Here is a 22,936-nt window from a genome sequence, read left to right on the forward strand (position 1 = left end):
GATGGCAACATTTTCCCTTGGTAAACACCCGCACGTTGAGCTGTGCGATCTGCTGAAACTGGAAGGCTGGAGCGAAAGCGGCGCGCAGGCGAAAATCGCCATCGCCGACGGCCTGGTGAAAGTGGACGGCGCAGTCGAAACGCGCAAGCGCTGCAAAATCGTCGCCGGGCAGATCGTGAGCTTTGAAGGCCAGAGCATCACCGTTACCGCGTAAGCCTCACTCCCCGTTCGGGGAGAGCGAAAACTGCCCCCCCTCTTCTCCTGGAGAAGAGGATTGGGTGAGGGGAACGTGTTGTTATCTCCCCTCACCTATCACGGTTAATTATCGATCAACCTCAAAGAATCACGATCTCATTTGGCTGAATGTAAAAATTTAGTTGCGGCTGACGCTTGCTTCTCTCACGATAAGTAGAACGTTCTACTAAAACGTTCTACTTACAATAACAGCGCTAAAAGAGCGCACTTTCGGGGGAGATCAGCATGAGTCTGATATCAGGGTTTGTTAAATCGTTGTCTAAATTGTCGATGATCGGCCGCGCCTTAATGCTGCCCATCTCGCTGCTACCTGCCGCGGGCTTGTTACTGGCCTTCGGTGATAAATTCCACTTACCGCTGATGATGAATGCAGGCGGGGTTATTTTTGACAACCTGCCGATGCTTTTTGCTATCGGCTCGGCGGTTGGGCTGGCATCGGAATCCGGCATTGCGGCACTGTCGGCGGCGGTGTCCGTATTTGTCACCAATATTACTATCGGCACGATGCTAAGCATTACGCCGGAGATGGCCTCGCAGGGCGGTAAATACGCGATGGTGGTCGGCATTCCGACATTGCAAATGGGCGTCTTCGGCGGGCTTATCTGCGGCATTCTGGCCGCCTGGTGCTACAACCGTTTCCACACCATGCAACTGCCGGAATTCCTCGGGTTCTTCTCCGGTAAGCGCTTTGTCGCCATCGCCACCGCATTCCTGTCGTTTATCCTTGGCCTGCTGCTGCCCTATGTCTGGCAACATATCCAGGCGGGAATCGATGCGCTGTCGATTATTGTCAATGGTGATAACCAGGCCGCCTCAACCTTTATTTTTGGTCTGGTCGAACGCGCGCTGATCCCGCTCGGTCTGCACCATATCTGGTATCCGTCATTCTGGTATTCGTTTGGCGATTACACCACCCAGGCAGGCCAGGTTATCCACGGCGACCAGACTATCTGGTTCAAAATGCTGGAAGAAGGCACCAAAACCTTTAGCAGCGACACCTACCAGAATGCCGGTAAATTTATGCAGGGCGAGTTTCCGCTGATGCTGTTTGCACTGCCTGCGGCTTGCCTGGCGATGTACCACGAAGCGCATACCCGCAATAAAAAAATTGCGTTCGGGATCCTGTTCTCTGCGGCATTGACCTGCTTCCTGACTGGGATCACCGAGCCTGTCGAATTTACCTTTATCTTCGTGGCGCCGATCCTCTACGTCTTTAACGCTATCATGGCTGGTCTGGCGTACATGACCATGTACTTGTTGCACGCGCATATCGCCAAATCGTTCTCCGCCGGGTTTATCGACTATCTCTCTTTCGGTATTCTGCCGTCGTTTAACGGTTACCAGACCAACTTTTTGAATGCGGTTATCGTCGGTATTCCGATGGCGCTGATTTACTACTTCACCTTCCGCTTCGTGATCCGTCGTTTTGATGTAAAAACGCCAGGACGAACCGAAGTCACAGCCACGGCGAATGATAAAACGGATAGCGAACTGGCCACCGAAATCATCAGCATGCTGGGCGGCGCAGAGAACATCGACTCTGTCGGATCCTGCATTACCCGTCTGCGCCTGGAAGTGGCGAAGAGCGACAAGGTGGATAAAGATGGTCTTAACGGACTGGGGGCGCGCGGCGTGGTGTTCGTCGGTGATAGCGGCATTCAGGTTATTTTCGGCGCGAGGGCACAATTTATCGCCCAGACCATGTCCACAATGATCGGCAAATAATATGATAACGGCCTGATGCGTCTCCAGGTATTGCCGGGGGACGTTGTGGTATCAGGCTGATTATCGTGAAATTTCAGGGAGCGGGTTTGAAGAAAGTCAGCATCATTGATGTCGCAAAACAGGCCGGCGTTTCGGTCTCAACCGTTTCGCTGGTGCTGCGCCAGAAAGGGAAAATCTCACATGCGACCATCGATAAAGTCCATGCGGCTATCGATGCGCTCGGTTATGTTCACAACGTTGCCGCCGCCAACCTGCGTGCCAACACCTCTAATCTTATCGGGCTGATCCTGCGCGATTTCAGCGACAGCTTTTCCATCAAAGTGATGGCCAGCATCGTTCAGGAGCTGGAAAAACAGGGCTATATGGTCTTCCTCGGGCAGCCACTGAATGACGGCGAGCACCTGGAACGCTGCCTGCTCTCTTTCAAACAACAAGGCGTCGCGGGTGTGATTTACCTCGCCTCCGATACGCGAAGCACTACCCTGCCTGCGCAAATCCGTGAATGCCCGCTCCCGTTGGTCGTGGTGTCCCAGACTCTGCTCGATGAGCCGTGTAATCTGGTGATGCGTGATAACCGCCAGGCGGCAAATCTCGCCACGCGTTATCTGATTGAGCGCGGCCACCGAAATATCGCCTATATTGGCGGTATCGAAGGCGACCTGATCCGCCAGCAGCGCTTGTCAGGGTTTCGCAATGCCATGGCGCAATATGGGTTGGTTCTGCGTGAAGAGTCCACCCCGGCATGCAGCGATGACACCCGGGCGGCAGGCTATGCTGTCCGGGAATTACTGGAAAAAAACAGCACCATTACGGCCCTGCTCTGTCACTCCCCGGACGCCATGATCGGCTCCATTTCGGGTATTCACCAGACCGGTCATACGGTCGGTAAAGATGTGTTCCTGTCGCAGCAGGTGGCGCTGGTCGGCTTCGAAGATATGCTGCATGTGAACCTCACCTCCCCTTCGTTTACCTATGTCTCGTCCGCCAGCGAGGAGACCGGGCGTCAGGCGGCTGGGCTGATCATGCGAAAGCTGAAAGATCCGACGCTGCAAACGCAGCGGATTACGCTCTCTGGTCAGTTAATCGCGCGGGAATCGGCATAAACAGCGCGGAAATGCGGGCACGATTATAACGGCAGAAGATTCAGATAACACCGCACTCATTTTGCCTGACGACAGCGCTATAATTCCCTTTTTGCTCAGAGACATACCCCATGCCAACGATTGTCACCCATGCTGCCGTTCCCCTTTGCCTTGGCTTAGGCCTCGGCAGCAAAGTTATTCCACGCGGTTTATTGCTGGCGGGTATTGGCCTGGCCATGCTACCGGACGCCGACGTACTGGCGTTTAAATTTGGTATTGCCTACGGCAATGTGTTCGGTCATCGCGGGTTTACACACTCCTTGCTGTTTGCCTTCGTGGTGCCGCTGCTGGTGACGTGGCTGGGGCGAAAATGGTTTAAAGCCAGTCTGTTGCGCTGCTGGGCATTTCTGACGGTATCGCTGCTGTCGCACAGTTTGCTGGATTCGATAACCACCGGGGGTAAAGGTGTTGGCTGGCTATGGCCCTGGTCAGATGAACGTTTCTTTGCGCCGTGGCAGGTGATTAAAGTCGCGCCTTTCGCGTTATCACGCTACAACACGCCGTACGGGCATCAGGTGATTATCTCAGAATTGCTGTGGGTGTGGCTGCCGGGAGCGGTGGTGATGGGATTGTTGTGGTGGCGCAGGCGTTAACCGCCCGCCGTTTTGTCGTTAACAGGCCGGATAAGACGCTAACGCTTATCCGGCCTGTTTATTCTCTGTTACTTACGGCGCCAGGTGGTCCCTTGCGGGCCATCTTCCAGCACGATACCCATCTCATTAAGACGGTCGCGCGCCGCATCCGCCGCCGCCCAGTCTTTCGCTTTACGCGCATCCAGACGCTGCTGAATTAACTGTTCGATTTCGGCAACTTCGCCATCATCCGCCTGCGCACCGCTTTGCAGGAACAGATCCGGGTCCTGCTCCAGCAGGCCCAGCACGCCGGACAATTTACGCAGATGCGCCGCCAGCGCGTTTGCCGCATGCGCATCTTCTGTTTTCAGGCGGTTAACGTCACGCGCCATATCAAACAGCACGGAGTAGGCTTCAGGCGTGTTAAAGTCATCGTTCATCGCTTCGATAAAGCGGGCTTCAAACGCCTCGCCGCCTTCCGCCGCGACCGACGTATCCGTACCACGCAGCGCGGTGTACAGACGCTCCAGTGCAGAACGCGCCTGCTTAAGATTCTCTTCGCTGTAGTTAAGCTGGCTACGGTAGTGACCCGACATCAGGAAGTAACGGATGGTTTCGGCATCGTAGTACTTCAGCACATCGCGCACGGTAAAGAAGTTACCCAGCGATTTCGACATCTTCTCGCGGTCAACCATCACCATGCCGGAGTGCATCCAGTAATTGACGTATTCGCCATCGTGGGCGCAGGTCGACTGGGCAATTTCGTTTTCATGGTGCGGGAACATCAGGTCAGAACCGCCGCCGTGAATGTCAAAGTGCGAGCCCAGTTGTTTGCAGTTCATCGCTGAACACTCAATATGCCAGCCCGGACGCCCTTCGCCCCACGGTGACTGCCAGCTCGGCTCACCCGGTTTGGACATTTTCCACAATACGAAATCCATCGGGTTGCGCTTCACTTCCGCCACTTCAACGCGCGCGCCGGCTTGCAATTGATCCAGATCCTGACGGGAAAGCTGACCATACGTCGGATCGGTCGGCACAGAGAACATCACATCGCCATTATCCGCGACATACGCGTGACCGCGCTCAAGCAGACGTTCAGTAATCTCAATAATTTCGTGGATATGATGCGTCGCACGGGGTTCGTTGTCCGGACGCAAAATATTCAGCGCGTCAAAATCCTTATGCATCTCGACAATCATGCGATCGACCAACGCCACAAAGCTTTCGCCGTTTTCATTAGCGCGCTTAATGATTTTGTCATCAATGTCGGTGATATTGCGCACGTACTTCAGCTGATAGCCGAGAAAACGCAAATAGCGGGCGACCACGTCAAACGCAACAAACGTACGGCCATGGCCGATATGACAGAGATCGTAAACAGTAATACCACACACGTACATGCCGACTTCCCCGGCATGAATAGGTTTGAATTCCTCTTTTTGGCGCGTCAGTGTATTAAAGATTTTTAACATCGAAGATTCCATGTAGACGTGTGTGGAGCGAAAGCTGCATATATTACCCGTAATTCAAACCCGAAGCAGCACACTTTGCAAGGTGATCCAACCTGCCGGTTATGCTATAACAAGCGACTATCTCTGGCCCATTGCCGGGTCTACGCACCACACTATCAGAACAGGATGCAATAATGGTTACTTTCCACACTAATCACGGCGACATCGTAATCAAAACGTTTGATGACAAAGCGCCTGAAACAGTTAAAAACTTCCTGGACTACTGCCGTGAAGGTTTCTACAACAACACCATTTTCCACCGTGTTATTAATGGCTTTATGATCCAGGGCGGCGGTTTTGAACCGGGCATGAATCAGAAAGCGACAAAAGACACCATTAAAAACGAAGCCAACAACGGCCTGAAAAACACCCGCGGTACGCTGGCAATGGCGCGTACTCAGGCGCCGCACTCCGCCACCGCGCAGTTCTTCATCAACGTGGTCGACAACGACTTCCTGAACTTCAGCGGCGAAAGCCTGCAGGGTTGGGGCTACTGCGTGTTTGCCGAAGTGGTTGAAGGCATGGACGTTGTGGACAAAATCAAAGCGGTCGCCACCGGTCGCAGCGGTATGCACCAGGACGTACCGAAAGAAGACGTGCTTGTTGAAAGCGTGACCGTTAGCGAGTAATTCGTGGCGACACTCTTTATCGCAGATTTACACCTGCAAACAGAAGAACCGGCGATCACCGCCGGTTTTCTGCGTTTTCTGGCGGGAGAAGCGCGAAAGGCGGATGCGCTCTATATCCTGGGCGATCTGTTTGAGGCCTGGATTGGTGACGACGACCCCACCCCGCTGCACCAGCAAATCGCGCAAGCGATTAAATCCCTCGTCGACAGCGGCGTACCCTGCTACTTCATCCACGGCAACCGTGATTTTTTGCTCGGTAAACGTTTTGCCCGCGCCAGCGGCATGCAACTCCTGCCGCAAGAACAGGTGCTGACGCTGTATGGCCGTAACGTGTTGATTATGCATGGCGATACGTTATGCACCGACGATGCCGGCTATCAGGCATTTCGCGCCAAAGTCCACCAGCCCTGGTTACAGGCGCTGTTTCTCGCCCTGCCGCTCTTTATCCGCCGCCGTATTGCCCGGAAAATGCGGGCTAACAGCCGCGCCGCCAACAGCAACAAATCGCTGGAGATCATGGATGTCAATGCACAAGCGGTCGTCGGGACGATGGAAAAACACCGCGTACAATGGCTGATCCATGGTCATACTCATCGTCCGTACATTCATACCCTGACGGCAAATAACGCGCCGGCTTTTCGCGCGGTATTAGGGGCCTGGCACAGCGAAGGGTCAATGGTGCGGGTGAGCGAGAGTGACGTGGAATTGATCCCTTTCCCTTTCTGATTTTGGCTGCGTAGTACGGCGAGAGATCCGCGAAACATCGCCACGCAACCGTTTTCCTTGACCGTTTTACATGCTATTCTCTGTGCCCTCTTATGTAGTCTGAAGCACACCCACAGGAGTTTTGAGACGCATGTCTTCAAGCAACCAACCGGCGCGCATCGCCATTGTTATGGGCTCGAAAAGCGACTGGGCAACCATGCAGTTCGCCGCAGAAATCCTCGATACCCTGAACGTCCCGCACCATGTTGAAATCGTCTCTGCACACCGCACCCCGGATAAACTGTTCAGCTTCGCCGAAAACGCGGAAAACAACGGTTATCAGGTGATCATTGCCGGCGCTGGCGGCGCAGCGCATCTGCCGGGAATGATCGCGGCAAAAACGCTGGTTCCCGTGCTGGGTGTGCCGGTACAAAGCGCGGCGTTAAGCGGCGTGGACAGTCTCTACTCCATAGTACAAATGCCACGCGGTATTCCGGTGGGCACACTGGCGATTGGTAAAGCAGGCGCAGCCAATGCAGCTCTGCTGGCGGCGCAGATTCTGGCGCAGCACGACGCCGCGCTGCATCAGCGTCTGGCGGACTGGCGTAAAGCGCAGACCGATGAGGTGCTGGATAACCCGGACCCGCGAGGTGCGGCATGAAACAGGTCTGCGTATTAGGCAATGGTCAACTCGGGCGCATGTTACGCCAGGCGGGAGAGCCGCTCAGCATTGCGGTCTGGCCCGTCGGGCTGGATGCCGATCCGCAAGCGGTGCCGTTTCAGCACAGTGTGATTACGGCGGAAATCGAGCGCTGGCCGGAAACGGCCCTGACCCGCGAACTGGAACGTCACCCGGCGTTCGTCAACCGTGATGTATTTCCGGTGATTGCCGACCGCCTCACGCAAAAACAACTCTTCGATAAACTCTCGCTGGCGACAGCGCCATGGCAGTTACTGGCAGAAAAAAGCGAATGGCCTGCGGTTTTTGCCCGCCTTGGTGAGCTGGCGATTGTAAAACGCCGCGTGGGCGGTTACGACGGTCGCGGGCAGTGGCGCTTACGTGCGGAAGAGATCGACCGGTTGCCGGATGAGTGCTATGGCGAGTGCATCGTCGAGCAGGGCATTCATTTCCTCGGGGAAGTGTCGCTGGTTGGCGCGCGCGCCCATGATGGCAGCACCGTGTTTTACCCGCTGACGCATAACCTGCACCAGGATGGGATCCTGCGCGCAAGCGTAGCGTTCCCGCAGCCCAACGCAGCGCAGCAAAAACAGGCAGAAGCCATGCTGTCGGCGATTATGCATGAACTGAACTACGTTGGCGTGATGGCGATGGAGTGCTTCGTCACCCCGTCAGGTTTATTGATTAATGAGCTGGCGCCGCGTGTGCATAACAGCGGGCACTGGACGCAAAACGGCGCATCAATCAGCCAGTTTGAGCTGCATCTGCGCGCCGTGGTGGATTTACCGCTGCCGCCGCCGGTGGTGAACAGCCCTTCGGTGATGATCAACCTGATTGGTAGCGATCTGAACTACGACTGGCTGAAACTGCCGCTGGTGCATTTGCACTGGTACGACAAAGAGGTGCGACCGGGGCGCAAAGTGGGCCATCTGAATCTGAACGATACCGATACCGCCCGCCTGAGCGCGACGCTGGAAGCGCTGGTTCCTCTGTTGCCGCCGGAATATGCCAGCGGCATTGCCTGGGCGCAGTCAACTCTGTCATAACGGCGGGTTTGCTCATCTGCAAGCCGGATGAGGCAACGCTGCCATCCGGCAGAAATGCCCGCTGGCGATTACGCTGAGCGGGCCTGCATGCAAAATGCTGTATTAATGGCGATCGCGTTTATCGGCGCGTTTCGCCAGCCAGTCTCCCAGCACCTGCACCACCTGCACCAGAATAATCAGCGCCACCACCGTGACGATCATCACCTGCGTTTCGTAGCGGTAATAGCCGTAGCGAATCGCCAGATCGCCCACACCGCCGCCGCCGACAATCCCCGCCATCGCCGAATAGCCAATCAGGCTGACCAGCGTAATCGTCAGACCACGCAGTAACCCGGCGCTGGCTTCCGGCAGCAACACGGTACAGATAATGCGTAACGGGCTGGCGCCAAAGGCCTCCGCCGCCTCAATAATGCCTTTATCCACTTCGCGCAGCGCGCTGTCCACCAGACGGGCATAGAACGCTATCGCCGCCACTGACAGCGGTACCGACGCCGCAATCGGCCCGATGGTGTTACCCAACAGAAACTGCGTTAACGGCAGCAACAGCACCAGCAGGATCACGAACGGTACCGAGCGGATCACATTCACCAGCACGGAGCTCGCCAGGTAAACCACGCGGTTTTGCCAGAACAGATGCCTGTCGGTGACGAAAATCAGGAAACCGAGCGGCAAGCCGCCAATGATTGCCAGCACCGTTGAGATGCTCAGCATCTGGAAGGTTTCGCCAAAGGCCAGGCTCAGGTCGGCCACTAAATCATCCACGGATCACCTCCACCTGTGCGGTACGGTTGCGAATATAGTCCACGGCCTCGCTCAAGACGGTCGGGTTGTCCGCAGACGTTAATTGAACCACTAAGATCCCCAGCGCTTTCTCACCGATGTACTCGATTTTGCCGTGCAGGATATTGACCGCCACGCCAAATTTCACCGCCGCATCGGAAAGCACCGGCTGCTCGGCGGAATCGCCAATAAACAGGATCTTCAGTAGCTGCCCCGGCAGATGCTGCCGCAGGCGTTCCGGCAGGGTTAAATTGAGCGTGTGCGACACCAGCTGCTGCGTAAAAGCATGTTGCGGGTGGGCAAAGAGATCAAACACCTCCCCTTCTTCCACAACCTTGCCGCCGGACATGACCGCCACCCGATCGCAGATCGATTTGATCACATTCATCTCGTGGGTGATCAGCACGATGGTAATGCCTAGCTGTTGGTTGATCTGCTTCAGTAACGCCAGAATGGTGGCGGACGTTTCCAGATCCAGCGCCGAAGTCGGCTCATCGCAGAGCAGCACATCCGGATGGTTGGCAATGGCGCGGGCAATGCCGACACGCTGTTTCTGCCCACCGCTAAGCTGCACGGGGTAGCGGTTCGCTTTATCGCTCAAACCGACCAGCTCAAGGATTTCCGCCACGCGCGGAGCGATCTTCGCGCGCTCCCAGCCCGCCGCTTTCAGGCTGAAGGCCACGTTCTGCGCCACGGTGCGGGTATGCATTAGGTTAAAATGCTGAAAAATCATACCAATACGCTGACGCGCCTGACGCAACGTCGAGCCCTGAAGCGCAGAAATCGCCACGCCATTGATTTTTACGCTGCCCTGACTCGGCCGCTGTAACGCATTCAGCGTGCGTAGCAGCGTACTTTTGCCCGCACCGCTGGTGCCGACAATGCCGAAGATCTCACCCGGCGCAATACGCAACGTCACATCGTCCACCGCCCGGGTGGTTGCCGTTGCGCCGCGGCTTGCGGGAAAGTCCACGCAAACCTTTTCTATTTCAATCATGTAAACCTCAAACGGCAAAAGGCAGGCCGTAGCCTGCCCGTAAACTCAACCTGATGGTTATTTTTTGTCGGCGACAGCCATCCATTCGGGTTTCTGGAAAGCGGTAAAGATGTTTTTCGGGTCGTCGATCACCGCGCGATAGGCGGGCGATTTCACCACTTCGACGATGTCTTTGGCGAAGGGCTTGTCCGCATCTTCGGTGCGCACGGCAATAATGTTTTTCAGGTTCTCATCCAGATGCTCTTGTTTTAGCGCTGAAGCGAGATCCATTCCGGCGGCAATGGCGAAGTTACCGTTGACCAGTGATGCCGTCGCACTATCCAGCGTACGCGGCAATTGCGCCGCTTCCAGCGGTTTAAACACCAGCCCTTTCGGGTTGCCGGCAATATCCCGCTCGGAGGCTTTGGTCGGGTCGATATTCTCTTTGAGGGTAATAATATTGAGCGATTGCAGGAAACGCAGTCCGCGCGCCAGATTGGTCGGGTCATTGGACAGCGTCACAATGTCGCCCTTTTTCAACTCATCCAGGCTTTTGATTTTGTGGGAATAAAACCCCATCCCCGCCGTCGGCACGGCCAGCAGTTTGGTCAGTTTCAGGCCCTTATCGGCAGTGAATTTATCGAAATAGAGGCTGTGCTGGAACAGGTTGGCGTCGATGCTGCCGTTCGATAGCGCCATGTTAGGCTGCACGTAATCGCTGAATTCGCGCACCACAACGTTATAGCCTTTCTCTTTCAGCGATGGCGCAATCGCCTGTTTGACCATATCGCCATACGGCCCCGGCGCAACGCCGAACACAATGGTGTGCGGATCGCTGCTGGCGTGAGCAAACGGTAAACCACATACCAGAAGTAATGCGCCGACGAGGGCGCGCAAACTGAGACGACGTCCCATAAATTCTCCCTAACGAGTTGGTCTGCTGTGTGACGCGGCGTGCAATGCGGCGCGTTCCATTTTCACCCTGTGAATAAGGCTGTCGTCTAAGATGGCACAAACGCAACGCGGCGGTAATTGAAAAAAATTCAACTTGCTGTGAACTATGTCACTGAATGGCGGGGAGATCCTGGCGAGGTAAAACAATGAAGCATAACGAAAAGCCCTACCCTGAGCAGGGTGCTGGCACTCTCGTTATGCTTTTTATAGCTAAGCATTGCCGGATTTTAACGAAGCCATCCGGCAAATACCCATCGACTTATCAGAAGTCGTAACGCAGACGAACGATGTTCATATCGCCCAGAGCTTTGTCGGTGCTGTTGGTGAACACGTGTTCGTAATCCACACGGAAACCGTAATCCAGCTGAACGGTCACACCCAGGCCGTTGTCGATACGTTGATAGTAACGACCGGTGGTGTATTTCAGACGGTCGCCCATCACGTACGGCTGGACATATTTAAGCCCGTACTGGCCCACCGGGATTTTGTAACCAGCATAATATTCAATACCCCACGCGTCGCCCGCGAAGTAGTCATGAACATTTTTCTGACCGGTGGTGAGGAAGTTTTCGTACCAGCCGCCGCCGAAGGAGAAGGTCCAGTTATCCGGCGTCCAGCTCAGCGCTGTACCGTAGATGTTCTGGCTGTAAGAATCGGTATCGCCACTGCTGCTGTTACGCACGTTGGCTTTGGTGTAGTTCCACGCCGTACCCCATGTCAGGTTTTTGGCCAGGTGGTAATCAACGCCCAGTGAACCGCCGCCATTACGTTTGTAACGCACGCTGTTTTTCAGCAGCAGATCGGTATCTTCGAACAGGTAGGATGCGTAAAGATCAGCGTCACCGAAGCTATTCTTATATTTCAGCATTTTGCGTGAACGATAAGAACCGTCGTAATCGCCTTTCACACCGTTACCCGATGCCTGGGCTTTCATATCGTAGTCCCAGACGTCAGTTTTCGCACCGACCACATCGTAGTACACGCTGTTCTGCTGACCGAAGGTCATGGTACCCCAGGTCTTACTTTTCAGACCGGTGTACAACATACGGCGGGACGTATAGTTGCTGCCTTCAGCATAATGGCTGTCCCAGTCGAACACCGCCGGAACGTTGACACCCAGTTCGTAGTAGCTGATCCAGCTAATATCATCAAACAGGTAGTAATCCGCAGCAAAACGGAAGCGCGTGCCGCCGTCATACCCGTTACGTTTGTAGGATGTTTTGTCCATGTCACCCATCGCGTTATCAAACTGCGCGCGGATAGACCCACCTACGGTGAAATTCAAACGACTCAGCGGATCGCCCGCTTTTGGATCCTGTTTCAGGACGGTGATTTCCGCCTGGCTTGCAAAAGACATCAATGCCACTGCGGCGCCGATGGCTGTCGCCACGGCAGTTGTTTTTATTTTCATGTTTTTCCCTTGAGATAGACACTGCTAAATAATTTTTAGCATGCAGATACTATCTGTAATAAACGGAACGTTTATAGGGATTTTTTAATGATTTGTGCTACTAAATATTTGATGTGTAAATGTTTACACATGGAAATACAAACACACCGGTAGACATGACCGGTGTGTGATGATACTCACTGTTAATTATTGAACTGACGGAATAGTGCCTTGCCTTTTAGCAGTCGGAGGCCCAGCCAGCCGCCGCACAGCGACAATAGCAGCGCGCCGCATAACGGTAAGGTGACCCACAAGCGCCAGTCTGGTGCCCACGGGAAGTCAAACACCCGTGTTTGCAGTACCGCCAGTGCAGTCTCTGCGCCAATCGTTGCCACCAGCCCGGAAACCAGCCCCAGCAGGGCAAATTCACACCACAGCGTGGTGCGGAGTAGCCGCTTCCCGGCTCCCAGAGTACGCCAGACCACCAGTTCCTGATGACGCTGTCGCATACCGACCTGCACCTGCGCCAGCAACAACAACACGCCGCACGCCGTAACCAGCACCACCATCACTTCCAGCGCCCGACTCACCTGCTCCAGCACCTGTCCGACCTGTTTTAAGATCGCGCCAATATCCAGCAGGCTGATGGTGGGAAACTCGCGGTTAAGCTGTGTCAGCATGCCGTTGCCATTTTCCCAACGGAAACTGGTGAGCCAGCTTTGCGGCTGCCCATCCAGCGCCCCGGTCGGGAAAATAAAGAAGAAGTTTGGCCGCATACTTTCCCAGTCGACCTTGCGCAGGCTGGTAATTTTCGCGCTGAACGCCTGGGTATCGCCGGTAAAGGTCACGCTGTCGCCCAGTTTCAGACCCAGCCTTTCCGCCAGTCCTTCTTCTATAGAGACTTCGCCCGCTTTCGGCGGCCAGCTTCCGGCGGTGATCGGGTTATGGTCCGGACGCTGCGTTTGCCAGGTCAGATTCAGTTCGCGGTTTAGCGCCTCATCCGGGTTACCGTCCGTTGACTGACCGTTAATTTGCGTCAGCCTCGCCCGTACAATCGGGTAGAAGGACTCCGGGATCACCTGATGCTCAGAGAGGAAGGCTTTTAACGGCGTAACCTGCTCCGGTGCGATATTGATCAGGAAATAATTCGGGCTTTCCGGCGGCAGTTGCTGCTGCCAGCGATCCAGCAGATCGCCGCGCAAGACCAGCAGCATCGCCAGCAGCATAAAGGAGAGCGAAAATGCCGATAGCTGACTTAAGGTTGACCAGGGTTGGCGCAGCAGACGGTTGACCGCAAGGCGCAGCGGCAGCGCTTTTAACGTCAGTTTTTTCAGCACATTAAGCAACAACCAGCCGACTACGCCGCACAGCAGCGCCAGCACCACCGCCCCTGCCAACACCGACCAGAGCAACATACTGCCGCCCATCAGCCAGGCCAGCAACACCACAGCGACAGCACAAATCACCGGTACGTAAAATTTCAGCGGCCAGAGATCCGCCACCGCATCCCGGCGCAGCACGCGCAGCGGTTGCGTTGCCAACAGTAAGCGGTACGGGCGTAACCCCACCAGCACGGAAATCACCAGCACTGCGCCCACCGCCCATAGCCACGGCCACAGGCTGGCAGGCGGTAATGCCGCGGGCAGAACCGGTTTGAGCAGCAGCATTAATATTTTTTCAAACAACAATCCTATTGCCCCACCGGTGACCACCGCCAGCGCCAGCACCAGAACCCACTGGCCGACGATCAGCTTGCGCAACTGTGCCCGCCCGGCCCCCAGTGTTTTAAGGATCGCCACCAGATCGTAGCGGCTGCGGCAGTAATGCCCCATCGCCACGGCTACCGCAGCGACCGCCAGCAACAACGTGAGCAGCGCCGACAACAGTAAAAATTGCTGTGAACGTTGCAAGGATTTGCCCAGCGCGCCGTCGTCCTGCTCAAGCCCGTACCAGCGGTGTTCCGGCTTTAACTGCGGCAGCAACCATTTTTCATATGCAGCCAGTTGCTCAGGCGTACCGCCAAACTTCACGCGCCAGGTCACCCGGCTGCCAGGCTGCACCGCCCCGGTTTTTGGTACATCCGCAGTGTTCATCAGCAAACGCGGCGCCATCTGGAAGGGGTTAAAACCGGCATCCGGCTCCTGAAGGACCTCCCCGGCGATACGCAATGTGGCATCGCCGACATCGATGCTGTCGCCAACCTTCAGATTCAACAGCGCCATCAACCTTGGCGCCAGCAGCACGCTTCCTGCCTGCGGCTTTAAATGCGCCGGCTGGGTTTGTAACTCGCCGTAGATAGGATAGATATCATCAACCGCTTTCACATCCGCCAGTTGCGGCGTATCTCCGGCAAAGGTCATGGTATTAAAACCAATCTGCTCGCTCACGGTGAGCCCGGTTTTCCGTGCTTCATCCAGCCAGGCCTGCGGCACTTCGCGGGAACTGCGCAGCGCCCGGTCGCCCGCCATAAAGTCCCGGCTTTGCTGGCTCAGCCCTTTCTCCATGCGATCGCTGATATTGCCCAGCGCCAGCACGCAAGCCACTGCCAGGCTCAGCGCCAGCCAGACAATCAGTAGCGACGGCGAGCGCCATTCGCGCCAGAACCAACGGGCAATCATGCTTCCTCCCGCAGTTCACCGTTGACCAGCCGCAAACGCCTGTCGCAGCGCGCCGCCAGTTGCAGATCGTGTGTGACCAGCAACAGCGTGGTGCCAAATTGCTGGTTCATGGAAAACAGCAGATCGGCGATCTTGTCCCCGGTCTGTCGATCCAGGTTGCCAGTGGGTTCATCGGCAAACAGCACCGCCGGTCGGCCATTAAAGGCGCGCGCCAGCGCCACACGCTGCTGCTCGCCGCCGGAAAGCTGCGCCGGAAGGTGATCAAGACGTTTGCCCAGCCCCAACTCATCAAGGAGTGCTTTGGCACTGGCGCGGCTTTTACCGCTGTTTTCGCCGCGCAACAAGGCGGGTAACTCGACGTTTTCCAGGGCGTTGAGAGTGGGAATGAGCATAAAAGACTGGAAGACGAAACCGACATTCTGTGCGCGCAACTGCGCTCGCGCCTCTTCATCCATAGCGTGCAGCGGTTTCCCCAGCAGGTTGACTTCGCCACTGCTGCCGTCATCCAGCCCGGCGAGGATCGCCAGCAGCGTCGACTTACCGGAACCGGATTCGCCAATCAGGGCAATGGTCTCGGCTGGTTTGACAACAAGCTCAACTCCGGTGAGGATGGAAAGTTCATGCTCCCCCTGACCGACGGACTTCTTAAGACGATGAACTTCAACAATGTTTTCCGCTGGCATTTGCCCTTCCTGTTTTTGCTTTTGTTAACCTTCCGCGCCGCCGCGGCGGACACGTTGTTGATTCTTGGCGACAGCCTGAGCGCCGGGTACCGCATGGCGGCGAACGTTGCCTGGCCTGCGCTGCTCAACGATAAATGGCAGCAAAAGCCCGCCGTGGTGAACGCCAGCATCAGCGGCGACACGTCGCAGCAGGGGCTGGCACGGTTAACCGCGCTGTTGAAAGAACACCAACCTCGCTGGGTGCTGGTGGAGCTGGGCGGCAACGATGGTCTGCGCGGTTTCGCACCACAACAGACGGAACAAACGTTGCGCCAGGTGGTGCAGGCGGTCAAAGCCGCCAACGCTGAACCCTTGCTGATGCAAATTCGGCTGCCCGCCAACTACGGTCGCCGCTATAATGAAGCGTTCAGCGCCATTTATCCTAAGCTTGCCAAAGAGTTGGATGTGCCTCTACTGCCCTTTTTTATGGAAGAGGTGTATCTGAAACCACAATGGATGCAGGATGATGGCATTCACCCCAACCGCGACGCCCAGCCGTTTATCGCCGACTGGATGGCGACACGGTTGGCTCCTTTAGTTAACCACGACTCCTGATCAATCAGGGACGCCCTCAGGTAAAGTTATGCAAAAAACGGTCTTAATAACAGGATGTTCCAGCGGCATTGGTCTGGAAAGCGCACGCGAACTGAAACGTCAGGGTTTTCGCGTGCTGGCGGCCTGTCGCAAACCGGACGACGTCGCGCGAATGGATCGGGAAGGATTTACCGGCCTGTTACTGGATCTGGATGACCCGCAAAGCGTTGATCGCGCAGCAGATGAGGTGATCGCACTGACCGAAAATCGGCTGTATGGGCTCTTTAATAACGCCGGTTACGGCGTCTACGGCCCGCTGGAGACGATCAGTCGCGAACAGCTTGAACAGCAATTTTCCAGCAATTTTTTCGGCACGCATCAACTCACCCTGCGCCTGCTGCCGGCCATGCTGCCCCACGGTGAAGGGCGCATTGTGATGACCTCGTCGGTCATGGGCCTGATCTCCACCCCCGGGCGCGGTGCCTATGCCGCCAGTAAATATGCGCTGGAAGCCTGGTCGGATGCGCTGAGAATGGAGCTGCGCCATAGCGGCATTAAGGTCAGCCTGATTGAACCCGGCCCCATCCGTACGCGCTTTACCGACAATGTGAATCAGACGCAAAGCGATAAACCGGTGGAAAACCCCGGAATTGCCGCACGTTTTACCCTCGGCCCGGAGGCGGTGGTGGCAAAAGTACGCCATGCTTTCGAGAGCAATCATCCCAAAATGCGCTATCCGGTTACGCTGGTCACCTGGGTTGTCAGCCTGTTGAAGCGCCTGCTGCCCGCACGCGTGATGGATAAAATTTTACACGGGTGAGTTGAAGGCGTATTGCCTGTCCCCATGTAGTACTAAACAGTAAAAACAGAGAATTCCACATGTCCGTACAGAATATCGTCAATATTACCGAAGCCAATCTGCAACAGGTGCTGGAGCAGTCCGTTGCGACGCCGGTGCTGTTCTATTTCTGGTCAGATCGCAGCCAGCATTGCCAGCAACTGACCCCGGTGCTGGAAAATCTGGCCGCGCAGTACAACGGGCAATTTGTGCTGGCGAAAGTAGATTGCGATGCCGAACAGATGGTGGCTTCGCAGTTTGGTCTGCGCGCGATCCCGACGGTCTACCTGTTCCAGAACGGGCAACCGGTGGACGGGTTCCAGGGGCCGCAACCGGAAGAGGCTATTCGCGCCCTGCTGGATAAAGTCCTGCCGCGCGAAGAAGAGCTGAAAGCTCAGGAAGCCATGCTGTTGATGCAGGAAGGAAAACACGCCGACGCATTGCCGCTGCTGAAAGACGCCTGGCAGCTTTCTCAACAAAACAGCGAGATTGGCCTGCTGTTGGCGGAAACGCTGATCGTTTTACACCGAGCAGATGAAGCGGAAAGCGTGCTGAAAACCGTGCCGTTGCAGGATCAGGACACCCGCTATCAGGGTCTGATTGCGCAGATTGAGTTGCTGAAGAAAGCTGCCGATACGCCGGAAATCCAGCAGTTGCAAAAACAGGTGGAAGAGAACCCGGCCGACGCACTGCTGGCGACGCAGCTTGCGCTGCAATTGCACCAGGTGGGGCGCAACGAAGAAGCGCTTGAACTGCTGTTCAACCATCTGCGTAAGGATCTCTCTGCCGCAAACGGCGAAGCACGCAAAATGCTACAGGAAATTCTGGCCGCGCTGGGGACCGGTGATGCGCTGGCATCGAAGTATCGCCGCCAGCTTTACTCCCTGCTTTACTAATCTTCCTGCCAAATTTGGCGATCGTGCTGTTTTGATCGCCAATTCGGGCTAAGATGGCATCAAATTAAACAGGAGGTTTTTTTGATGCCAATCGTCATTCTGGTTTTTATCTTCGTTGCGCTGGTGGTGGTTATCTCTGGCGTAAAAATCGTACCGCAAGGCTTCCAGTGGACCGTGGAACGCTTTGGACGCTTTACCCGAACGCTGCAACCAGGTCTGAGTCTCGTCGTGCCGTTTATGGACCGTATTGGTCGTAAGATCAATATGATGGAACAAGTTCTCGATATCCCCTCTCAGGAAATCATCTCCAAAGATAACGCCAACGTCACTATCGACGCGGTGTGCTTTATTCAGGTTATTGATGCGCCGCGCGCCGCCTATGAGGTGAGCAATCTGGAGCTGGCAATCATCAACCTGACCATGACCAACATCCGTACCGTACTGGGTTCAATGGAGCTGGACGAAATGCTCTCGCAGCGTGACAGCATCAACACACGCTTGCTGCATATCGTTGATGAAGCGACAAACCCGTGGGGCGTAAAAGTGACGCGTATTGAAATTCGCGATGTGCGCCCGCCCGCAGAACTGATTGCCTCAATGAATGCGCAGATGAAAGCAGAGCGTACCAAACGCGCCTATATTCTGGAGGCCGAAGGGGTGCGTCAGGCGGAGATCCTCAAAGCGGAAGGGGAAAAACAGTCGCAAATCCTGAAAGCAGAAGGCGATCGTCAGTCGGCATTCCTGCAAGCGGAAGCCCGCGAACGTTCCGCAGAAGCGGAAGCGCGCGCCACGCAGATGGTTTCGGAAGCTATCGCCGCCGGGGATATTCAGGCGGTGAACTACTTTGTGGCGCAAAAATACACCGAAGCATTGCAGCAAATCGGGTCGGCGAATAACAGCAAAGTGGTGATGATGCCGCTGGATGCCAGCAGCCTGATGGGGTCTATCGCCGGGATCACGGAGCTGATCAAAGACAGCGCCAGCGAGCGGAATAAACGATGATCCCGCTGCTGCTTGAGCATACTTACCTTGCCTGGCTAACGCTCGGCGGGTTGCTGCTTGCCGCCGAAATGCTCGGCGGTAATGGCTACCTGTTATGGAGCGGCGTAGCAGCCGTGCTCACCGGGTTACTGGCCTGGGTTTTACCTTTTAGCTGGGAGTGGCAAGGCGTTCTGTTCGCCGTACTGACCATGCTGGCCGCCTGGTTATGGTGGCAATGGCTGGCGCGCCGGGTGAAGCAGCAAAAGCCCGCTGACGCGTCGCTTAACCTGCGCGGTCAGCAACTGACAGGCCGGCGTTTTCAACTGGATACCGCACTGGTTAACGGCCGCGGTCATATGCGCGTGGGCGACAGTTCATGGCCTGTCAGCGCAGAGGAAGATTTACCCGCAGGCCAGCATGTGGAAGTGATTGCCGTAGAAGGCATCACCTTACACATTAAAGCCGTAAGCAAATAATAACATCACAAGGATCCGAAGTGATCGCACCCAAAAGCCATCTTGCGCTGGGCGTATGCCTGGCGTTTGCCGCCAGCGCCCCGGCGCTGGCGTCGTTTGATATGGATTACTGCCCCTGGGGCCACGCGGGCTGTTTTATCGTCAGTCCGCCGGTACTCGCCATCAACACCGACACGCGCGATAACCTGCTACGTCTGGTGGATGAAGCGAAAAACTTTACGCCACTACGCCAGCCCGTACCGGCAGACATCACCCGTAGCCGGGATTTCTATTTCGGCATTCATATGGATAACCCGACCAGCCAGCCGCCGACTGCGCCGACCACCGCCGAAACGCCAGGGGAAGACACCCTGCATCAGCAGATGACGGCGCTGGGACTGGATCCGGATGCCGCAACGGATGCCGTACTTCAGCGCATGACCGCGCAGGGTGCCGATCTTCAGGAAGCCAGCAACGCAACGGTCCAGCAGGATGAACTGGAGAACCGTTTTGTTTCGCGTAATGACGAAACGCTTTCCGCCTTTTTCGCCGCACTGCTCGCCGATACCTCCCTGAGCCATGAACAACGCCAGGCGCTGGCAAAAGCGCGCATGGCGGTAAACGGCACGGAAGCCAGCGAGCAAACCGTAAAAGCGCTCTCGTTCCCGCAAGGATCGGCAGCACAAGGGTTCCAGGCCTATTTACACGGCGCGAATGCGTTCTACGCGGGCGATTTTGATGCCGCCGGGCAGACATTTACGGCCCTCAAAACCAGCCAGCAGCCATGGCTTGCCGAAACGGCCAGCTATATGTTGATGCGCAACGCGCTCAATGCCAGTAGCGCAAATGCCAACGGCGACTATGGCGATTTCGATGTCCATAAAGTGGATAAAGCTCTCGCACAACAAGCGCGGGACGCCGCAGAAAGTTACCTGAAAACCTGGCCGAAAGGGCACTACGCCGACTCCGCACAAGGGATGCTGCGCCGTATTAACTGGTATTTACAGGATGGAAATGCGCTGGCGAAGCTCTATGAGCAGGCGCTGTCGCAGACCGAAAACGCCGATGCACTGGTCGCCATCATCGGCGAAAGCGACAACAAGCTGATAAGCCAGGATATCACCTGGGGAAGCGACGCCTTTCTCACCGCGCCGGACGCCTCGCTGCTGACGTTTGTGCAGACGCTGCGGCTGATGCGTAATAACACCTGCGACGGACGCACCCACTGCGTGGATCAGGCCTGGCTCGACAACCTGAAAGCCGACTTTGAGAAGAACAAACATGCGGATCTGTGGAATTACCTGCGTCTGATGCTGGCCTGGAGCAAGCAGGATTACACCACGGTGCAGAACGCCATTACGCCCGCCCAGTCGCTCCCGTCGCACAATATTCTCGCCTTCAGCGAGCAGGTGCTGTATGGCGATGCGCTGATGGCGCAAAAACAGTGGCCCGCCGCGCAGGCGCACTGGCTGCATCTGCTGGATCTGAGTAAAGATGTTGAACAGCAACAGCTCCTGCAAGCAAAACTGGCCGCCACGCTGGTGGAGAGTGATGCGCAGGCGCAGATTTTTGCTGCAGACAGCCGGGTGACCAATTTGCGTTACCGCTCACTGGTGCTGAAAACCCGGGCCTCGCGGGAGTTGCTACGCCAGCAGGCCACGCACGGGCCCAACAAAGAAGAGCGTACCATCGCCCTGCACACGCTACTGACGCGCGATCTGACCGAAGGCCATTACGCCGACTGGTTGCAGGATATGTCCCTGGTGGCCGCGATTACGCCGCCGGTCGCTGAAGAGGCGTTTGATGATGTGAAGCTGAGCACCTTTGGCTGGAAAGGCACGGACAAAGAGACCGCTTATTTCTGCGCACCGCTGGAGACAACCGTCACCACCCTGAGCCAGAAAGCGCACGATGCGCACGCGCTGAATTGCCTGGGTGAGTTCTTCCGCACGACACAAGCCCGCGTGACGCTGGAGAAAGATCGCGGCGGTAATGACGTGCTCGACGTCGCGACGCATGCAGAAGAACGCCCCGGCGTGCCGCACCGTCTTGCCTTATATCAGCAGGTTATTGCCGATGCCAAAGCCGAACCCGAAGATAAAAGCTATGCGCTCTACCGGGCGGTGATGTGCTATGCCCCCTCCGGCTATAACGATTGTGGCGGCAAAGACGTCGATAAAGCGGTGCGTAAATCCTGGTTCCAGCAGTTGAAGAGCCGTTATCCTGGAAACGTATGGGCCCGAGATCTCAAATACTACTGGTAATCGCTCTGTTTGCCGCGCTTCTTACTCCCTCTGCCCTCGCGGCAGAGGGCAGCCAGGCGTTCTGGTTGTGGTCTGGTGTCCGCCCCACGGCAGCGTTACGTGATGCAAAGACCGTTTACCTGCATCAGGGTGATGTCCTTGTCCTGGCGGGCAATGCGGTATTTGAACGTAAAGGCTTGCCGGTCAATCGACTGACTTTTCCGCATATCTGGCTAACCGTTCGCTTTACCACGTTGGATGTACCGGACGCGCTACTGCTGCGTCTTAATCGCCTGTTGGCGCGCTGGCGTGACGCCGGGAACACGGTCGTGGGATTACAAATAGATTTTGACGCCGCTACGCATCAGCTTGAGGATTACGCGCAGTTTTTGCGCCGGGTGCGGCAGATTTTACCCTCGCAGTATGCGCTGGGAGTCACCGGCTTACTGGACTGGGCGAAAACCGGTAATGTGCAAACGCTGAACGCCCTGCCGGTGGATGAACTGGTGGTGCAAAGCTACCAGGGGCGCAGCACGGTGGATAATTACACCGCCTACCTGCCTGCGCTGTCCGGGCTGCGTCTGCCGTTTAAACTGGGCGTGGTGCAAAACGGCCAGTGGGATCGTGACGAAGAGCGACGTATTGCCGCTTCGCCGTGGTATCGCGGGACGGTGATCTTTATGCTTAACCCTTCGCGTGGTGATGGCAGCAGCCAGAAAGGTTATCAATAATCGGGCAGTCTGCACTGTCGTCTCCGGGACAGGAATCCGCCAGCGCCAGCAGTTGCGTACGCATCTGCTGCAATTCGATGATATGCCGCTCGATCTCCGCCACTTTCTGCAAAGTGCGCGCTTTCACATCGGCACTGTGGCGGGCCGGATCGTTAAACAGGGTGACCAGCTCGCCGCACTCTTCAAGGTTAAACCCCACCTGGCGCGCCTGACGTAGCAGGGTCAGCTCATTTAAATGCTGTTGCGTGTAGCTGCGATAGCCGTTTTCGCTGCGTAACGGCGGCGTGACCAACCCTTTTTCTTCATAAAAACGGATCGCTTTACTGGTCAAACCGGTTTTTTTTGCCACATCGCTGATATTCACATGTCCCCCTTGCAGTCCGTGTTTCCGACCCGACAACATTATTTCGCCGACACAACGTATAGAGTATAGGGCCTTTAACCCGCCCTGACGTCAGGTGCACAATAGTAAGCGGCACAATATGACAAAACAAATATATCATTGTTGCCAATACATTTTTTATTTACCCCCGTTACCGCTTCGCTATAAC

General features: G+C 56.0%; 23 protein-coding genes. 15 read left to right on the forward strand and 8 right to left on the reverse strand.

From position 1 onward, the window contains the following. Window position 1 precedes the first annotated feature (1 nt). From ybcJ to ACQ3G7_RS05615, 4 genes are all read left to right on the forward strand, one after another. Entirely contained in the window at window positions 2-214 is a 213-nt protein-coding gene (ybcJ, locus tag ACQ3G7_RS05600) for a ribosome-associated protein YbcJ (protein WP_263097719.1), read from the forward strand. Window positions 215-480: 266 nt separating this feature from the next. Next, window positions 481-1,980: a PTS transporter subunit EIIC gene (locus ACQ3G7_RS05605; protein WP_430889146.1), complete on the forward strand. Its 1,500-nt coding sequence runs from the start codon at window positions 481-483 to the stop codon at window positions 1,978-1,980. A gap of 86 nt (window positions 1,981-2,066) precedes the next feature. Further along, complete coding sequence (gene malI, locus ACQ3G7_RS05610; RefSeq protein ID WP_430889147.1) at window positions 2,067-3,083, forward strand: Mal regulon transcriptional regulator MalI; 1,017 nt, start codon at window positions 2,067-2,069, stop codon at window positions 3,081-3,083. Window positions 3,084-3,193: 110 nt separating this feature from the next. Further along, entirely contained in the window at window positions 3,194-3,715 is a 522-nt protein-coding gene (locus tag ACQ3G7_RS05615; RefSeq protein ID WP_263097722.1) for a metal-dependent hydrolase, read from the forward strand. Between the two features lie 68 nt (window positions 3,716-3,783). Here ACQ3G7_RS05615 and cysS read toward each other — a convergent pair whose 3' ends face one another. Further along, on the reverse strand, window positions 3,784-5,169 hold the full coding sequence (cysS, locus tag ACQ3G7_RS05620; protein ID WP_263097723.1) for a cysteine--tRNA ligase: 1,386 nt from the start codon (window positions 5,167-5,169) through the stop codon (window positions 3,784-3,786). Window positions 5,170-5,342: 173 nt separating this feature from the next. Here cysS and ppiB point away from each other — a divergent pair, with 173 nt between their 5' ends. From ppiB to purK, 4 genes are all read left to right on the forward strand, one after another. After that, on the forward strand, window positions 5,343-5,837 hold the full coding sequence (ppiB, locus tag ACQ3G7_RS05625; protein WP_263097724.1) for a peptidylprolyl isomerase B: 495 nt from the start codon (window positions 5,343-5,345) through the stop codon (window positions 5,835-5,837). A gap of 3 nt (window positions 5,838-5,840) precedes the next feature. After that, window positions 5,841-6,563, forward strand: coding sequence for a UDP-2,3-diacylglucosamine diphosphatase (lpxH, locus tag ACQ3G7_RS05630; protein ID WP_430889148.1), 723 nt, complete (start codon window positions 5,841-5,843; stop codon window positions 6,561-6,563). Window positions 6,564-6,693: 130 nt separating this feature from the next. Next, window positions 6,694-7,203, forward strand: a complete 510-nt coding sequence (purE, locus tag ACQ3G7_RS05635; RefSeq protein WP_263097726.1) for a 5-(carboxyamino)imidazole ribonucleotide mutase — start codon at window positions 6,694-6,696, stop codon at window positions 7,201-7,203. Then, window positions 7,200-8,267 (forward strand): 5-(carboxyamino)imidazole ribonucleotide synthase, encoded by a 1,068-nt coding sequence (gene purK / locus ACQ3G7_RS05640; protein WP_430889149.1) that lies wholly within the window; start codon window positions 7,200-7,202, stop codon window positions 8,265-8,267. The genes purE and purK overlap by 4 nt, the downstream gene beginning before the upstream one ends. A 102-nt stretch (window positions 8,268-8,369) precedes the next feature. On the opposite strand, the gene ACQ3G7_RS05645 is transcribed toward purK, so the two are convergent. The 6 genes from ACQ3G7_RS05645 to ybbA form a co-directional block, all read right to left on the reverse strand. Then, the gene (locus ACQ3G7_RS05645; RefSeq protein WP_263097728.1) at window positions 8,370-9,029 is read right to left on the reverse strand and encodes a methionine ABC transporter permease; all 660 of its coding nucleotides are present in this window, start codon (window positions 9,027-9,029) and stop codon (window positions 8,370-8,372) included. Further along, window positions 9,022-10,044, reverse strand: coding sequence for a virulence-associated ABC transporter ATP-binding protein SfbB (gene sfbB / locus ACQ3G7_RS05650; protein WP_430889150.1), 1,023 nt, complete (start codon window positions 10,042-10,044; stop codon window positions 9,022-9,024). Before sfbB ends, ACQ3G7_RS05645 begins: the two co-directional genes overlap by 8 nt. 57 nt (window positions 10,045-10,101) lie before the next feature. After that, window positions 10,102-10,938: a MetQ/NlpA family ABC transporter substrate-binding protein gene (locus ACQ3G7_RS05655; protein WP_430889151.1), complete on the reverse strand. Its 837-nt coding sequence runs from the start codon at window positions 10,936-10,938 to the stop codon at window positions 10,102-10,104. 301 nt (window positions 10,939-11,239) lie between these two features. Continuing rightward, a complete protein-coding gene (locus ACQ3G7_RS05660) occupies window positions 11,240-12,388 on the reverse strand; it encodes a porin (protein WP_263097731.1) in 1,149 nt (382 codons plus the stop codon). A gap of 182 nt (window positions 12,389-12,570) precedes the next feature. Beyond that, the gene (gene ybbP / locus ACQ3G7_RS05665; protein WP_430889152.1) at window positions 12,571-14,985 is read right to left on the reverse strand and encodes a putative ABC transporter permease subunit YbbP; all 2,415 of its coding nucleotides are present in this window, start codon (window positions 14,983-14,985) and stop codon (window positions 12,571-12,573) included. Next, window positions 14,982-15,668 (reverse strand): putative ABC transporter ATP-binding protein YbbA, encoded by a 687-nt coding sequence (ybbA, locus tag ACQ3G7_RS05670; protein WP_430889153.1) that lies wholly within the window; start codon window positions 15,666-15,668, stop codon window positions 14,982-14,984. Before ybbA ends, ybbP begins: the two co-directional genes overlap by 4 nt. On the opposite strand from ybbA, the gene tesA reads away from it, so the two are divergent. The 7 genes from tesA to ACQ3G7_RS05705 all read left to right on the forward strand — a co-directional run bounded on the left by tesA (window position 15,639) and on the right by ACQ3G7_RS05705 (window position 22,385). Next, window positions 15,639-16,262 carry a multifunctional acyl-CoA thioesterase I/protease I/lysophospholipase L1 gene (gene tesA, locus ACQ3G7_RS05675; RefSeq protein ID WP_430889154.1) on the forward strand — a complete coding sequence of 208 codons (624 nt, stop codon included), beginning with the start codon at window positions 15,639-15,641 and terminating at the stop codon, window positions 16,260-16,262. The genes ybbA and tesA overlap by 30 nt on opposite strands. Before the next feature lie 28 nt (window positions 16,263-16,290). Then, the gene (locus ACQ3G7_RS05680; protein ID WP_263097735.1) at window positions 16,291-17,061 is read left to right on the forward strand and encodes an SDR family oxidoreductase; all 771 of its coding nucleotides are present in this window, start codon (window positions 16,291-16,293) and stop codon (window positions 17,059-17,061) included. Between the two features lie 59 nt (window positions 17,062-17,120). Then, window positions 17,121-17,975: a co-chaperone YbbN gene (locus tag ACQ3G7_RS05685; RefSeq protein WP_430889155.1), complete on the forward strand. Its 855-nt coding sequence runs from the start codon at window positions 17,121-17,123 to the stop codon at window positions 17,973-17,975. A gap of 84 nt (window positions 17,976-18,059) precedes the next feature. Continuing rightward, entirely contained in the window at window positions 18,060-18,977 is a 918-nt protein-coding gene (locus ACQ3G7_RS05690) for an SPFH domain-containing protein (protein ID WP_263097737.1), read from the forward strand. After that, window positions 18,974-19,432 carry an NfeD family protein gene (locus ACQ3G7_RS05695; RefSeq protein ID WP_430889156.1) on the forward strand — a complete coding sequence of 153 codons (459 nt, stop codon included), beginning with the start codon at window positions 18,974-18,976 and terminating at the stop codon, window positions 19,430-19,432. Before ACQ3G7_RS05690 ends, ACQ3G7_RS05695 begins: the two co-directional genes overlap by 4 nt. A gap of 23 nt (window positions 19,433-19,455) precedes the next feature. Beyond that, on the forward strand, window positions 19,456-21,675 hold the full coding sequence (locus ACQ3G7_RS05700; protein WP_430889339.1) for a PA5441 family protein: 2,220 nt from the start codon (window positions 19,456-19,458) through the stop codon (window positions 21,673-21,675). Then, entirely contained in the window at window positions 21,645-22,385 is a 741-nt protein-coding gene (locus ACQ3G7_RS05705) for a DUF3142 domain-containing protein (RefSeq protein WP_430889157.1), read from the forward strand. Before ACQ3G7_RS05700 ends, ACQ3G7_RS05705 begins: the two co-directional genes overlap by 31 nt. Here the strand turns inward: ACQ3G7_RS05705 and cueR are convergent. Continuing rightward, complete coding sequence (gene cueR / locus ACQ3G7_RS05710; RefSeq protein WP_061497047.1) at window positions 22,339-22,749, reverse strand: Cu(I)-responsive transcriptional regulator; 411 nt, start codon at window positions 22,747-22,749, stop codon at window positions 22,339-22,341. The genes ACQ3G7_RS05705 and cueR overlap by 47 nt on opposite strands. Window positions 22,750-22,936: the final 187 nt, after the last annotated feature.

The sequence above is a fragment of the Kosakonia sp. N21 genome (assembly GCF_050587465.1).
GTDB lineage: Bacteria > Pseudomonadota > Gammaproteobacteria > Enterobacterales > Enterobacteriaceae.

Excerpts from the sequence above, each read along its gene's own strand:
- ppiB (WP_263097724.1), top strand. The coding sequence starts at position 5,343 with ATGGTTACTTTCCACACTAATCACGGCGACATCGTAATCAAAACGTTT.
- ACQ3G7_RS05655 (WP_430889151.1), bottom strand. The coding sequence starts at position 10,938 with ATGGGACGTCGTCTCAGTTTGCGCGCCCTCGTCGGCGCATTACTTCTG.
- ACQ3G7_RS05605 (WP_430889146.1), top strand. The coding sequence starts at position 481 with ATGAGTCTGATATCAGGGTTTGTTAAATCGTTGTCTAAATTGTCGATG.
- ybcJ (WP_263097719.1), top strand. The coding sequence starts at position 2 with ATGGCAACATTTTCCCTTGGTAAACACCCGCACGTTGAGCTGTGCGAT.
- ybbA (WP_430889153.1), bottom strand. The coding sequence starts at position 15,668 with ATGCCAGCGGAAAACATTGTTGAAGTTCATCGTCTTAAGAAGTCCGTC.
- ACQ3G7_RS05680 (WP_263097735.1), top strand. The coding sequence starts at position 16,291 with ATGCAAAAAACGGTCTTAATAACAGGATGTTCCAGCGGCATTGGTCTG.
- ACQ3G7_RS05695 (WP_430889156.1), top strand. The coding sequence starts at position 18,974 with ATGATCCCGCTGCTGCTTGAGCATACTTACCTTGCCTGGCTAACGCTC.
- ybbP (WP_430889152.1), bottom strand. The coding sequence starts at position 14,985 with ATGATTGCCCGTTGGTTCTGGCGCGAATGGCGCTCGCCGTCGCTACTG.
- ACQ3G7_RS05660 (WP_263097731.1), bottom strand. The coding sequence starts at position 12,388 with ATGAAAATAAAAACAACTGCCGTGGCGACAGCCATCGGCGCCGCAGTG.
- purK (WP_430889149.1), top strand. The coding sequence starts at position 7,200 with ATGAAACAGGTCTGCGTATTAGGCAATGGTCAACTCGGGCGCATGTTA.
- ACQ3G7_RS05615 (WP_263097722.1), top strand. The coding sequence starts at position 3,194 with ATGCCAACGATTGTCACCCATGCTGCCGTTCCCCTTTGCCTTGGCTTA.
- sfbB (WP_430889150.1), bottom strand. The coding sequence starts at position 10,044 with ATGATTGAAATAGAAAAGGTTTGCGTGGACTTTCCCGCAAGCCGCGGC.
- tesA (WP_430889154.1), top strand. The coding sequence starts at position 15,639 with ATGAACTTCAACAATGTTTTCCGCTGGCATTTGCCCTTCCTGTTTTTG.
- ACQ3G7_RS05690 (WP_263097737.1), top strand. The coding sequence starts at position 18,060 with ATGCCAATCGTCATTCTGGTTTTTATCTTCGTTGCGCTGGTGGTGGTT.
- ACQ3G7_RS05705 (WP_430889157.1), top strand. The coding sequence starts at position 21,645 with ATGGGCCCGAGATCTCAAATACTACTGGTAATCGCTCTGTTTGCCGCG.
- purE (WP_263097726.1), top strand. The coding sequence starts at position 6,694 with ATGTCTTCAAGCAACCAACCGGCGCGCATCGCCATTGTTATGGGCTCG.
- ACQ3G7_RS05685 (WP_430889155.1), top strand. The coding sequence starts at position 17,121 with ATGTCCGTACAGAATATCGTCAATATTACCGAAGCCAATCTGCAACAG.
- cysS (WP_263097723.1), bottom strand. The coding sequence starts at position 5,169 with ATGTTAAAAATCTTTAATACACTGACGCGCCAAAAAGAGGAATTCAAA.